Genomic DNA, 13,338 nt, shown 5'->3' on the forward strand with positions numbered 1-13,338 from the left:
CTTAGTGATAGGTGAACCCGCTTTGGGCAGCGTGGATAGTTAGCATTATATTGCTAGTACGATGAATCTAGCCCGATAAAGCTAGCACCAAGAACAGAGAATAAGAGAGCCGATATGCAACATGCCGATATCGCCATTGTAGGCGGTGGAATAGTAGGGTTAACCCTGGCCGCAGTACTAAAAGGCGCGCCGTGCCGCATCGCCATTCTAAATAAAGGCTCTATAGACCAGCCCCTTGGCGACAAGCCAGGTGCACGAGTTAGCGCAATTAATCAGGCCAATATTAACGCATTAAAAAAAGCCGATGTTTGGCAGCATATCGATGAAAGTAGGGCAAACCCGTATAATGCAATGCATGTGTGGGATAAAGACAGCTTTGGTGATATTCACTTTGCTGGTAACGATACTCACTTTGTGGGTAACGATACTGGGGGTGACTTAGAAAGCGATACCTTGGGCGTTATTATTGAAAATCAGGCATTAGTTAATGGCTTGGCCCATTCGGTACTAAAGCAAGATAACGTTGTGGTGATAGATACCACCATAGAGCGCGTATTAAGTAGCCCACAGCAAAACATGCTAATGCTAGAAAATGGCGATGCGCTGTCGTGCCGATTATTAGTGGGTGCCGATGGTGCTAATTCCTTCGTACGCAAAAATGCGAACTTACCTATTACGTTTCGCGATTACGAACATACCGCCATTGTTGCCAACATTCGTACCCAGCAGCCTCATGAAAACGTGGCGCGCCAAGCATTTACGCCAACAGGGCCTTTAGCATTGTTACCCATGCGCGATCCTAATGTGTGTTCTATTGTGTGGTCGCAAACCCCAGACGCCGCTAAAACATTGCGAGGGTGTTCCGATAGCGCATTTTGTAATGCGCTAGTAGCGGCAAGCAACAACGCATTAGGGCCAGTCACGTTAGAGACCCCAAGAACCACATTTCCGCTGACTATGCGTTACGCCCGAGAATGGGCTAAAGAGGGCATAGTACTGGTGGGTGATGCTGCTCATACTATTCACCCGTTGGCGGGGCAAGGGGCCAACTTAGGCATGCAAGATGCGTTAGCTTTGGCTGCATTATTAGGCACCTTGCTAGAGGAACAAAAAGACATAGGCCAGCTTCGTTATTTGCGCCCTTACGAGCGAGCACGTAAAACCGAGGCGATGAAAATGATTGCCGCTATGGATGGGTTTAAGTTCCTATTCGATGGCAACGACCCCCTTAAAAAGCTAATTCGAGGTGTAGGCTTAGCCGCTACCGATAAGCTTAGCGCGGTTAAACAGGCTTTTGTCAGCCATGCAATGGGGCTCTAAATACATTGAGTCACATTCTCAGCCACATGTAAAAGCAACCAAATACGCCCAAATGCATACCAACGATTGAGCTAGGCGCTGTATAACGATACTCTTAAGGTATCTGTTTTATACAAGCGCCTAAATTAATGATAATTAGTCAATTTATCCAGAAAGTTTGTTTTACCTCTTCGTGTGCTGTTCGCACTTCTTCACTTTCCAGGTGTCAGTCTACGCTGACGGCTTTTGCCTTATTGGCGCTAGCCAGTATAGGCTCAGCCGGTGTAGCGCTACCCGCCTTAGCGCAGGCAGATGCGCTTTCAACGCTTACCATCACCGACAACGACCTAGACTTATACCGTACTCATGTTAGTACGTTAGCAAGCGACAAGTTTGAAGGCCGCGGGCCCTTGTCAGCAGGCGAAACCCTTACCGTAAATTACTTAGTGGAAGCCTACAAAGCCCTTGGTTTAAAACCGGCTTTTGGCGATAGCTACACTCAGCCTGTGCCCTTGGCAAAAATTACCCCTTCGAGTGATATGGCGTTAACCTTAGGCCAGCACACCTTTGCTGGTGGCAGTGCATTTACCGCCAGAACCCAACGAATTGTGAAAGACATCGCATTAAAAAATAGTGATGTCATTTTTGTGGGCTACGGCATTAATGCGCCTGAATATAATTGGAATGACTACGCCGGGTTAAATGTGAAAGGCAAAACAGTGGTTATGCTGGTGAACGACCCTGGCTTTGCGTCAAAAGACCCTAACTTATTCCAAGGCAATGCCATGACCTACTATGGCCGTTGGACATATAAATACGAAGAAGCCGCCCGCCAAGGCGCAGAAGCCGTATTTATTGTTCACGAAACCATGCCCGCTGGCTATGGCTGGGGCGTGGTTGAAAACTCTAACTCAAATACCAAATTCACCTTAGTAGATAACAATAAAAACTTATCTCAAGTTGGCGTAATGGGGTGGTTACATCTTAATACGGCACGTACGGTGTTCGAGCAAGCTGGGCTAGATTACGCCGCACTTAAAGAACAAGCATCAACGCCAGGGTTCAAACCTATTCCTATGAAAGTGAAAGCCTCGTTGACCTTTTCAAATACCATCACCCATGCTCAGTCGCTGAACGTAGCCGCCATATTGCCCGGCGCATCGGCCGCAGACGAGTGGGTAATGTTGCATGCCCATTGGGATCACTTAGGGAAAAGTGAGAAAAACGGTAAAACCGTGATTTATAATGGCGCGGTAGATAATGCCTCGGGCGTGGCCGGAGTGCTAACCCTAGCCAATAACTTGGTAGCACAAAGCGAGCAAACACCGTTTGAACGTACCCTAATGTTCAGTGCATTTACTGCCGAAGAAACCGGCTTACTGGGCGCCGATCACTTTGCCAAAAATCCGCCTATTCCAACCGCTAATATGGTGGCGTTTTTAAATATAGACGGCATGAACGTAAATAACGCGGTAGATTATATTTTGCAGTATGGCGAAGGGTACTCTTCACTTGAAGATGATTTAAGTGCTACTGCCGCAGCGCAAGGCCGCACGGTGAAGCTCGATCCGCGCCCACAAAATGGGTTGTTCTTTCGCTCTGATCATTTCGCGCTTGCTCGTCAAGGCGTGCCTTCATTATTGTTTATGAGCTTAGGCGATACCGATCCTAATTTTATAGCGAATCGCTATCACAAAGCCGACGACGATTACCTACCAAGCTGGACATTGGGCGGCGTACAGCAAGACCTAGCTTTAATTGGCACTATGATGTCCGGTTTAGCAAATAGCCAGCAATGGCCGGTTTGGAAACGTGATTCAGACTTTAAGAAAAAACGCTTGATAGACAGACCAGAGGCACCGGCCGCCGGCTTAGTTGAATCAGCGGCTGAAACAGCAGAGTCTGAAGCACCAAAACAGTAGTACGGCTGATATTTAACGGCCGTTCTAAAGCGGCGGTTTAAAACATCTAAACAATAAGCGAATCAACATCTATGAGCTGGGTATTTTTCACCCTTGGTGCGGTATTTATGCAAACCGTGCGCAATGCCCTGCAAAGCAAACTCAGCGTTCACGTCGATACCGTGGGCGTTACCCTTTCACGTTTTTTATTTGCTCCGCCCATAGCCCTAATTTATTTAATTATTCTGCACACGGCTTCACCTCAGCCACTCCCTTCTTTTGGAAGCTCTTTAGGAGAAGCATCAAGCGCTTCGTTTAGCCTCTCATTTATAGTAGTTGTACTGCTAGCCTCGGTACTGCAAATTGCCGCCACAGCCTTTATGGTGGTGTTATTCAAACAAAAGAACTTTGCCATAGGAGCAGGGCTGGCCAAAAGTGAAGCGTTGGTGGCTGGCGTGCTAGGCATGCTTTTTTTTGGCAGCTATTTAACGTTACTCGGTTGGATAGGCATTGGTATAGGTGGGGTAGCCGTATTTGTTTTAAGTAGTGGCAACAACGCGCAGGGCTTAAGCTTAAAAACCTTATTGATAGGCATAGCGTGTGGAACCTGCTTTGCACTGACCTCGTTGTTTGTTCGCGAAGCCAGCCATATGCTAGCCATGCCTTTTGTGCACAGTGCTGCTTGGGTATTGCTGTGGGTGTTATGTACTCAGGCTGTTGGTTTAAGCAGTTATATTTTGGTTACCAAACCTCAAGTGTTTAAACAGATTTTTGGGCGTTTACCCCACTGCATCACTATTAGTGCGGTGAGTTGCTTCGGCTCAATCTGTTGGTTTACTGCCATGGCGCTGCAACATGTGGCGTTAGTAAAAACCTTAGGGCAATTAGAAGTATTATTAACCTTGCTGCTCGCGCACTATTGGCTTAAAAATAAAGTAACCTTACAAGAAATAGTCGGGTTGTTACTGATTGCCGTGGCGGCGGTGCTAGTTATGTGGGCTTAAGCCTCAAAAATAGTCTTTCGGCAGATAAAAAATCTATAAAAAGGAATGATGATGAACAAACGCGATTTTCTAAAGCTTTCTGGCGCAGCAACACTCGCACCGCTTGCCCCCCTGGCCATGATGTCTACTGCGACTTTCGCTGGTGCTGGTGAAACTGCGAGTGTCAGTGCCAGCCCATCATCGTTGCAATCTATTACTTCTGGTGTTTCGCCCATTACCAATGCCGAGCGCGAAACGCGTATTAAAAAGGCGCAGGCGTTAATGGCGCAGCATAATATGGCCGCCATCATTATAGAGCCGGGTGCAGCCATGGATTACTTCTCGGGTATTCAGTGGTGGCGCAGCGAGCGCCTAACCGCCTTAATTATTCCGCAAAAAGGCGACGTAGCCGTAGTGACGCCCTTTTTCGAACAACCCAGTGTGCTAGAAAGTTTAAAAGTGGGCAACGACGTACGGGTATGGCAAGAACACGAAAGCCCGTTCGATGTTGTTGCTAACATTTTAAAATCTCGCGGTATCGAAAAAGGCAATATTGGCTTTGAAAGCAGCGTTCGCTATTTTGTGGTAACAGGCGTAACCAATGCACTGCCAAACATGAATATTGTGGCAGCCGAGCCAGTTACCCGCGGCTGTAGAATGTATAAAACGGCGGCTGAACTTACCCTTATGCATAAAGCCAACGAAGTCACCCTTCGTGCTTACGAGTATGTATTCAGCAAGCTTGAAATTGGTATGAGCCAAGCCCAAGTGAAAAGTTTAATGAATAGCGCACAGCAACAATTGGGCGGTAGCGGCGCATGGTGCTTAGCATTGTTCAACGACGCCAGTGCGTACCCGCACGGCACCAATGCCAAACAAACCATTAGTGAAGGCTCGGTAATATTGTTAGACAGCGGCTGTAGCGTACATGGGTATCAGTCGGACATTAGCCGTACATTGGTATTTGGTAAAGCATCACAGCAGGTGGTAGATGTTTGGAATACCGTGCGTGAAGGCCAAAACGTGGCGTTTGCTGCCGCTAAAATAGGTACGGCTGCTGGCAAAGTAGATGATGCGGTTCGCAAATATTATGTTACCCAAGGCTTCGACAAAGACTACGCGTTGCCCGGCTTAAGCCACCGTACCGGCCATGGTATTGGTATGGAAGGCCACGAAAGCGTGAACTTTGTGCGCGGCGAAACCACGCCACTTAACAAAGGCATGTGCTTTTCTAACGAACCCGGCTTGTACATACCTGGTGAATTTGGCGTACGGCTTGAGGACTGTTTATACATGACCGACAAAGCGCCCGTTTACTTTACCGAACCACCAGAAAGTACTGAAAAACCGTTGGGTAAATTGATACCACTAGTCGTCTAATCCGTTCGCGCAATGCAATAAAAACTCGCTACCATTCTTTGTGTGTAGCGAGTGCGAGTCTTTTCTTTTCTCACCCCTTCAGGCTTCTCTCCCACTATCGTAAAAGGTAGTCGGGCTGTCACATAAGTTTCATGCTGTTTATTGTCCCCAATATGCGCAAGTAAACGCTCTTCTTATTATCTCAATGAGCTATTTGAGATAAGCATGTACAACCAACAAATAACCTAAATAGAAAAGGGCACGAAATGAAACTACATTTCTATGTAAGCGTAATGTGCGTTGTTGCTGGGCTGGCAGGGCAGATTGAAAATACCTATGCAGATGACGTGAATGACTTCAAACCTGTTTACAAATTAAGAACTGATAATGAATGTTGGCCAACCAGCCCAGCTAATGGCGCAAATAGCGGAGAATGTGTTACTCGAAGTGAGTATCAAGCCACAAATGTTCCCGTTTTTTGGGAAACATACGAAGAAAACGTTAACGGTAAAACACACAAGTTGATTACTTACTGGAACTACTACGGTGACCAAAACGGATGTACTACCTGGGATAGTGGGCACGCAGATGATTGGGAGGCTATTACGGTACATGTAGTAGAGCACGAGCTTGAGCATGTGACTTATTGGCAGCACAATGGTCGTTATACTAAACCTGCTGACACAATAGAAAAAGATGGTGAGCACCCTATTGTTTATGTTGGTAAATATTCTCATGGTAACTATCATGACCAACGTTCACGGGCTAGTGCCGATAGCTGGACGTTTTTAACGGGGGGATATTGCTATTACTGGAAAGATCCTCGTGGGCCAGGCGAAACGTGGTCACCTGTAGCGCAAACCCTTGATTCAGTGGGTTTCGATGACGTTTTCCCAGGCTCAACGAACCCTAACCTGAGAAGCGAGCGACCTCATGAGCGCACCGTGTGCAGAGAAGATGGTGGGCAAGTGTTAGCGGGTATCATTGATGGCACCGAAAATACGTGCGAAAGAAACCCAAGTTACCTTCAAGATGAAACGATGACACTACAGTCTTTGTTTTATTTAGATATCTATTGAAAACGCCGTTCTAATTTGCGTTACGCAAAAACTCACTTTTGATGCAAACAACTAAGCCGCAATCGTGCTTATAGATTGCGGCTTAGTTTTATTGTGTAGTTTGTGAAATCGTGTCTAGCTCGCCTAGTTTAATCAATTATTGGTTAGCTGCACTACCCACGTAATCTACTTGTAATAAACTCTGCTAACGTTTTACTAATGACAGGATGTTGAGTGTCTTGGTTGAATAGACAAATATTCACTCTGCCTAGTTTGGGGAGCTTAGGGTGGTTAAGGGGGGATACATTTTGCGGCAAACTTGAGCGGGCGAGGGCGGTAATGCCTAGGCCTTGCTGAATAGCGGCGACCAGCCCGCTTAAATCGGCGTTAGTGTAAGTAATTTTCCACGCAAAAGTTTGTTGTTTTAGTTCTTCTATGACTCGGCTTCGGTACATGCATCCATCGGGGGCGAGTACTAACGGAATGCTGTCGCCTACTAACGGGTGGCTAGCATCGCCCACCCATACTACTTCATCTTCAAGTACCACTTCCCCTTCCGTATCTTCATTGGGGTTGACCAGCGCTAAAATTAAATCGAAATGTTCGCGCTGGCTAGGGTGCAGTAAATCGCGACTTAGCGATGAGGTAACCTCTAGAGATACATCTGGGTAGCGCTTCGAAAACTCTCCAATTAGCCCAGGTAACAAGGTGGACGCAAATTCGTTAGGAATACCCAAACGTAAGCGGCCACTTAGCGGGGCAGGAATTAGGCTCTTAAATATGTTGTCGTTAAGCTCTAGTAGCTCCTTGGCTTTAGGGTACAGCCAGTTGCCATCGGCGCTAGGTAAGTGGCGTTGACCTACTTTAGTGAACAGTTTTCGCTCTAACTGGGTTTCAAGTTTTTTAATTTGCAAACTAATAGCGGGCTGCGACCGACCCAAAAAGTCACCGGCTTTGGCATAGCCGCCAAGTTCAATAACACTCACAAAAGTGCGCAAATTATCTAGCGATAGCTGTTTCATGCAGTATAAGAGTGTCTAAATGGGAAAGTTAACGCAGTATAAAGGTAAACGCAAAAATAGAAAAATTAAGCCTACTCAAAAGTAGGCTTATAACGTGTGGTTACCACTGCTTTATTCGGCAGCCTTTTACTGCATAAAAAAGAATAAAGCCATAACATGGTATCGTCATCCAGTAGGCATTGAGCACACCGTAACTGTCGGCAATAAAGCCAAACGCCATGGGAAGAATTGCGCCTCCAGCAATGGCCATTATTAATAACGCCGAACCTCTTGCTGTAAACTTACCCAGCCCTTCTAGCGCCAGAGGCCATACAGCGGGCCATACAATCGCATTGGCTAAGCCTAATAGCGCAATACACGTAATAGGGTTGGGTAAGGTGGTAATGCCGGTCCAACCCCAGAGTAAGCTTGAAATGGAATGGCTATCAGCTGAAGTAAAAGGGATGGTCAGCGCTAATAGCATTCCAAGCGCAGAAGAGAGCATTAAAAGTTGGTGTTGATTGAGTAATCGGGGAATCAATACAAGTCCAAGCGTATATCCTATTACCATGAAAAACATAGTGTAAGAAGTAAGGCCAAGTGCGCCGGGAACGCCCAATTTCGAGCCTGCTAACCCTATGGTGTCTCCTGCAATAACCTCTACCCCTACGTAGAAAAATAGAGCCACTACACCAAGTATCAATTGGGGAAACTGTAATATTGAGCCTTTTGATTTACCGCTTTCGTCAAGCTGTGCATCTTCATTATTTAAATTAAGTTCGGGAAGCTTCGAAAAGCGTAAACCTATGGCTAAGAGAATAAGCGCAATTGCCATACCCATATAAGGTTTAATGAGGCTATCTGCCAATTGCTCTATTTGAATTGCGCGTTCCGCTGCTGGAAGTGCCGCAATACTTTGTTCACTAATGCCTGCGAACTCGCCAAGTACAAATGTGGTAAATACGATTGGGGCTAACCAGCCAGCCCCTTTGTTCAATAATCCCATAATAGAAATGCGCGCAGCGGCACTTTTAGCCGGGCCAATTTTTACTAAATAGGGGTTAGACGCGGTTTGTAAAATGGTCAGCCCTGAGCCCACCACGAACTGCGCAACAATAAATAGCAGAAAAGTTTGGTTTGTTGCCGCAGGAACAAACAAAACACACCCCGACGCAATCATGACTAAGCCAAGCGACATTGCATTTTTGTAGCCTATTTTATTGAGTACAAAAGACATGGGGAGTGCCATGACCACATACGCAATATAAAAGCTAAAGGCGATAAGCAATGCTTCGGTACTTGAGAGACTACAGACAATCTGCAAAAAAGGAATGAGGGCGCCATTTAGCCAAGTAATAAAACCAAAAACGAAAAACAGCGTGCCAATAATTACCATGGGGAGCAAGGTAGGTGGCGCTTTGGAGGTGGTTTGAGTTGTTATCATTATTATTCCTTTTATTAAGGGTATACGTTTAGCGCTTTTTAATATTCTTTTATTCCGTTTCGCCAACATTGCTGAACGGCTAAATTTTTATCAAGTGTGGTGAAGTTTGCTATTGCGCCAGGCGCCAATATTCCGATGTTAGACTGCAAACCTAAAAAGGAAGCCGGTGTAGAGGTAACCATTTTTAGTGTGCTTTGCAGCGCAACGTTTAAATCGAAATGCGTATTTTGTATGGCTTCTTCTAACGTGAGTATTGAGCCAGCCAGCGTGCCATCGTCGAGTTTCAACGCGTTGTCTTTTCTATAAATTTTCATACCATGATAGCTGAAATGGTCTGCCTCACTAGCAGCAGGCGCCATGGCATCGGTTACCAACATCAATCTATTGTCGCCTTTTAAGCGAATTGCCAATTCGGCACTGATTGGGTGAACATGCTGATGATCAACTATCAGCCCGCAATAAATGTTGTTACGGTGTAAAGCACTACCTACTAAACCCGGTGCGCGGCCAGTAAGCTGTGACATGGCATTATACAGGTGAGTTGCACCCGTCGCGCCCGCATCAAATGCCGCTAAGCATTCATCTGCGCTAGCGTTACTGTGACCCAGAGACACGATAACGCCTGCTTCGGTAAGTCTTTTTATATCGTTAATTGAAACCGTTTCAGGCGCCAAGGTAACCATCACTTTACCTACATCTTTTCGTGTGAAAAGAGCAAATTCATCCTCCCCCAAGGGGCGAATAACCTGCGCACTGTGCATTCCTTTCTTGGCAATACTTAAATGTGGGCCTTCGAAATGAACACCCACGATAGCGCCCGCATTCCACTGAAGAGCTTGTGCAATGGCATCGGCACCTTGCTGCATGGTGTTGATATTGTCGGTAATGAGTGTGGGCATTAAACTGCCAGTCCCCTTACTTAGGTATGCATTAGCCATTTGTTGTAGCGTGGCTAATGTGGGGGCTTCATTAAACTGCACGCCCCCACCACCATTCACTTGAACATCCACCATTGCCGGCATGACTAACCCTTCTAATGTAGTCGCATCTCCTGGCGTACTATTGGGGGTAAGCGACGTAATGAGGCTGTTCTTTACCTCAAAGCGAGTATTAGTATGAAATACGTACCCATCGAAAAGCTGTTCAGTAAAATATTCCGCCATGACTACACTGTCTCTGTAACTTTTTTAAGGCCAGTAGGGCTGTCGGGGTTCATTCCCAGCTCTCGAGCGGCCATTTCAATATCTAAATAGAAACGCTGCATAATAAGTAAGGGGGCGATAAGAGGATGAATATCGTTTGAAGTGTAAAGTAGCGGATAGACGCTTGCGCCTCTTCTTTCAACTTCAGCAATTTGTGCCATGTGGTGGTCGCTAGATGCGTCAGAAATATGCACGTTAACAATGGCCACATCACGATTGAGCAAAGAGATAGGGCCATGTAGAAATTCTGCACTACTAAATGCCTCAGCCTGAATACCACATACTTCTTTCATTTTAAGTGCAATTTCACGAGAAATAGCGTATCCAAAGGCGCGGCCAAGCACTACGCATCGGTCTAGCGGCGCGAGTTGTTTAGCACTTAAAATAGGGGGGCTTTCTATTATGGCGATAAGTGACGCAGGAAGCTCAATTAAGGCAGAAATTAAGGCGCTGTTTTTGGTATAAATTGCCACAATACTGAGCAGAGCAGAAAGTGTAGCCATATAGCTTTTCGTGGCGGCAACAGCAATTTCAGGCCCAGCACACAAAGGAATGAATACATCAGCAATGTCTTTTAGCGGTGATGTTTCATCATTTACCAGTGCTACGCACAGTGCGCCTTCACGCTTTGCCATTTCGGTTTGTGCGATAATATCGGGGCTACGGCCCGACTGAGAAATAACAAAAACAAGTGCACGTTTCAAGCGTAGCGATTTTCCATAAACACTGTTTACCGAAGGCGCGGCAGAAGCAACGGGTAACCCCATTTCTGTTTCAATAAGGTATTTTCCAAATACGCCAGCATGATCTGAGGTTCCGCGACCAATAATATAAACAAACTCTGGATCGTGAAGCTTTATGTTTTGCGCCAATGTATCGTATTCTTTTCTATTGCTCACAAACTGGCGGGCAATAACCAATGGCGTTTGCTTGGCCTCAGTGGCCATTTTAGTTACTTCTTTCATACTACAAGTCCTTCATGATTTGTTTAACTACCGCCACAGCGCCATATTCTGGCGAACACATTACTGGGCTTAAACGTTGTAGAGTTGCTTCTGGAAACCACTCGCACCAGTGTGATGCTAAACCGCCTATCATTGAGATCCGCTTTGCACCTAACGTATCAAGGCGAGAAATAACGCTCATTAGATAGTGTTTGCCTTCTTCTACTATCGATACCGCAGCAGGCTCTTTTTCTTTAGCAAGTTGAACCACAATGGGCGCTAACTTACCGTACTCATTCGAGGTGTAATGCAGTGCTTGGCCAACAATTTCTTGCGCCGAATTTGTATTTAAGGCTTCGCAAACAAGGTCGACAAGTGGTGTTTTAGGTTGCAAAGCATCTAGGGCTTCCAGTGTGTAACTTAGCGCCCGCCATCCCAACCAAGCGCCGCCCGCTTTATCTCCTAGCGGGAAACCATGTCCCCCAATACTGGAAAGCTCACCATTTACATTCGCCAATGCGGAACTTCCGGTGCCGCTAATTATAATAGCGCCTTCTTTACCTGCATGAGCGCCCATACAGGCAATATGGAGGTCGGTAGTAATATGGGTAGATAAAAAAGGAAGCGGCCAGTTTTCAACAAGATTACGATAAACAGGAATGTTCACACCCGCTAAGCCCAAGCACACGTCTAACTCACTTATTGTTGGTAACGGTAGGTTAGCCGACGTTAGCGCCTGGTTTGTTACATCAATAATTGAAGAAAGTGCCGTGTCGGCAGATTGAGCCGGATTACATGGGCCTGATAGTCCTTCTCCTAACAGCTCTCCATCAAACGATTCTAGTCGAGCCTTGCACTTAGTGCCGCCACCATCAATACCAAGAAAGAATTTTCGCTTCACAAGTGCCACCTTAGATTTTGATAAAGATTTGTTTGCGATATAAACCGAGTACAGGCAAGAAACAAATACCCACAAACAAGATGATCCATACGGTTGCGCTAAAAAAGCTGTTTAGCCCTATGCTTGCTGCCCAAGATTCGTAGGCATGATGGACTGATATGCCGCCGAATTGCCTATCGAGGCCCTTTTCAATAATCACATGTAACACATAGGCTGTAATTGCATTTGCACCAAAGATAACGGCTAGTGTTGTTCCTTTACGACAACCTTTAATATCGGTGTACCACATCATGGTAGCTAATAGCATGGCGCCTATTCCGCCGGTGGCCAGCACGAAAGAGCTGGTCCATGCTTGTTTGATAAACGGAAAACCTAAGCTCCAAATACAACCCAGACAAAAAGAAATAAAGCCAAACAAGAATAAGTTCATCACTGCTACTGTAAGGTCGCCCTTTGCGTGAATAATAATTCGACCAATTACCATACCCATAATGCCGGTAACTATGGCTGGAAACGTACTGAGTAACCCTTCAGGATCCCATTCGCCGCGCCACAACATGCCCGGAACAAAGCGATCTACCCAGTTAATAATATTTTCACCACGTTCTAAATGGCCCATTGGCAAACCCGGTGCCGGTACCAGTAAGATAAATACCCAGTAACCCACCAATATGCCAATGCCTACTTTTACCACCGTGCGAGGCTGACAATAGATAGCTAAATAACAACACACCAAATAAACAATACTAATGCGTTGTAGTACGCCTAAAATTCGTACCTGCTCAAAATGGGTGTAGAACAAATTTACAATAAGTCCTAAGCCAAAAAGTATGAGTGCGCGGCGCCATACTTTCTTTAACACGCTGGGAAGTTGCGGCGAGGCGGCGTTGGTATTTTTAAAACCAAGGCTAATGGCTACGCCAACAATTAAGATAAAAAACGGGAAAACAAGATCGGCAAAATGAATACCTATCCAGTGTGCATGTGAGAATTCACCGTACGTGTTGGGACTGTTTACTACTATCATCGCGATAATAGTTAAACCTCTAAATACATCCAGCGACAGCAAACGTTGTTTGGGGTTTGAGTTTGTCATGTTGAAGTGCTTTATAAATAACCAATTTATCTACGTTATCTTTTTGTTGTCAACGTTGTCAATAATAAATTGGATTTTCATTCAATTGTTCGTGTAAGTAGATATTGATAGTTACAGTTGCCTGTAACTACTAATATCTTTATGCTTTTA

At 45.7% G+C, this 13,338-nt stretch carries 11 protein-coding genes; 5 read left to right on the top strand and 6 right to left on the bottom strand.

Translation table 11 applies throughout. The features are described 5' to 3' along the window. The first annotated feature begins 114 nt into the window (after positions 1 to 114). The 5 genes from JKP82_RS13560 (at position 115) to JKP82_RS13580 (ending at position 6,621) form a co-directional block, all read left to right on the top strand. Positions 115 to 1,320 carry an FAD-dependent monooxygenase gene (locus JKP82_RS13560; protein WP_218397409.1) on the top strand — a complete coding sequence of 402 codons (1,206 nt, stop codon included), beginning with the start codon at positions 115 to 117 and terminating at the stop codon, positions 1,318 to 1,320. A gap of 128 nt (positions 1,321 to 1,448) precedes the next feature. After that, the gene (locus JKP82_RS13565) at positions 1,449 to 3,221 is read left to right on the top strand and encodes a M28 family metallopeptidase (RefSeq protein ID WP_218397410.1); all 1,773 of its coding nucleotides are present in this window, start codon (positions 1,449 to 1,451) and stop codon (positions 3,219 to 3,221) included. A 71-nt stretch (positions 3,222 to 3,292) separates the two neighbouring features. Further along, complete coding sequence (locus JKP82_RS13570; protein WP_218397411.1) at positions 3,293 to 4,204, top strand: EamA family transporter; 912 nt, start codon at positions 3,293 to 3,295, stop codon at positions 4,202 to 4,204. Positions 4,205 to 4,255: 51 nt separating this feature from the next. Next, positions 4,256 to 5,563: a M24 family metallopeptidase gene (locus tag JKP82_RS13575; protein ID WP_218397412.1), complete on the top strand. Its 1,308-nt coding sequence runs from the start codon at positions 4,256 to 4,258 to the stop codon at positions 5,561 to 5,563. A 245-nt stretch (positions 5,564 to 5,808) separates the two neighbouring features. Further along, on the top strand, positions 5,809 to 6,621 hold the full coding sequence (locus JKP82_RS13580; protein WP_159532650.1) for an NPP1 family protein: 813 nt from the start codon (positions 5,809 to 5,811) through the stop codon (positions 6,619 to 6,621). A 152-nt stretch (positions 6,622 to 6,773) separates the two neighbouring features. Here the strand turns inward: JKP82_RS13580 and JKP82_RS13585 are convergent, their stop codons facing one another. The 6 genes from JKP82_RS13585 to JKP82_RS13610 all read right to left on the bottom strand — a co-directional run bounded on the left by JKP82_RS13585 (position 6,774) and on the right by JKP82_RS13610 (position 13,188). After that, positions 6,774 to 7,622, bottom strand: coding sequence for a LysR family transcriptional regulator (locus JKP82_RS13585; protein WP_159532648.1), 849 nt, complete (start codon positions 7,620 to 7,622; stop codon positions 6,774 to 6,776). 100 nt (positions 7,623 to 7,722) lie between these two features. Further along, entirely contained in the window at positions 7,723 to 9,045 is a 1,323-nt protein-coding gene (locus tag JKP82_RS13590; RefSeq protein ID WP_218397414.1) for a sugar MFS transporter, read from the bottom strand. 38 nt (positions 9,046 to 9,083) lie between these two features. Continuing rightward, entirely contained in the window at positions 9,084 to 10,208 is a 1,125-nt protein-coding gene (nagA, locus tag JKP82_RS13595; protein ID WP_218397416.1) for an N-acetylglucosamine-6-phosphate deacetylase, read from the bottom strand. A 2-nt stretch (positions 10,209 to 10,210) separates the two neighbouring features. Beyond that, a complete protein-coding gene (gene nagB-II, locus JKP82_RS13600; RefSeq protein ID WP_246604473.1) occupies positions 10,211 to 11,212 on the bottom strand; it encodes a glucosamine-6-phosphate deaminase NagB-II in 1,002 nt (333 codons plus the stop codon). A gap of 1 nt (position 11,213) precedes the next feature. After that, positions 11,214 to 12,092 carry a glucosamine kinase nucleotide-binding domain-containing protein gene (locus tag JKP82_RS13605; RefSeq protein ID WP_159532640.1) on the bottom strand — a complete coding sequence of 293 codons (879 nt, stop codon included), beginning with the start codon at positions 12,090 to 12,092 and terminating at the stop codon, positions 11,214 to 11,216. 10 nt (positions 12,093 to 12,102) lie between these two features. Further along, entirely contained in the window at positions 12,103 to 13,188 is a 1,086-nt protein-coding gene (locus JKP82_RS13610) for an acyltransferase family protein (protein WP_159532638.1), read from the bottom strand. Between the last annotated feature and the right edge of the window lie 150 nt (positions 13,189 to 13,338).

Origin of the sequence: Alteromonas lipotrueae (assembly GCF_019249215.1) — a bacterium.
Taxonomy (GTDB): Bacteria; Pseudomonadota; Gammaproteobacteria; order Enterobacterales; family Alteromonadaceae; genus Alteromonas; species Alteromonas lipotrueae.

Bases quoted from the DNA above. Each gene is read 5' to 3' on its own strand.
- JKP82_RS13560 (WP_218397409.1), top strand. From the start codon at position 115: ATGCAACATGCCGATATCGCCATTGTAGGCGGTGGAATAGTAGGGTTA.
- JKP82_RS13565 (WP_218397410.1), top strand. From the start codon at position 1,449: ATGATAATTAGTCAATTTATCCAGAAAGTTTGTTTTACCTCTTCGTGT.
- JKP82_RS13570 (WP_218397411.1), top strand. From the start codon at position 3,293: ATGAGCTGGGTATTTTTCACCCTTGGTGCGGTATTTATGCAAACCGTG.
- JKP82_RS13575 (WP_218397412.1), top strand. From the start codon at position 4,256: ATGAACAAACGCGATTTTCTAAAGCTTTCTGGCGCAGCAACACTCGCA.
- JKP82_RS13580 (WP_159532650.1), top strand. From the start codon at position 5,809: ATGAAACTACATTTCTATGTAAGCGTAATGTGCGTTGTTGCTGGGCTG.
- JKP82_RS13585 (WP_159532648.1), bottom strand. From the start codon at position 7,622: ATGAAACAGCTATCGCTAGATAATTTGCGCACTTTTGTGAGTGTTATT.
- JKP82_RS13590 (WP_218397414.1), bottom strand. From the start codon at position 9,045: ATGATAACAACTCAAACCACCTCCAAAGCGCCACCTACCTTGCTCCCC.
- nagA (WP_218397416.1), bottom strand. From the start codon at position 10,208: ATGGCGGAATATTTTACTGAACAGCTTTTCGATGGGTACGTATTTCAT.
- nagB-II (WP_246604473.1), bottom strand. From the start codon at position 11,212: ATGAAAGAAGTAACTAAAATGGCCACTGAGGCCAAGCAAACGCCATTG.
- JKP82_RS13610 (WP_159532638.1), bottom strand. From the start codon at position 13,188: ATGACAAACTCAAACCCCAAACAACGTTTGCTGTCGCTGGATGTATTT.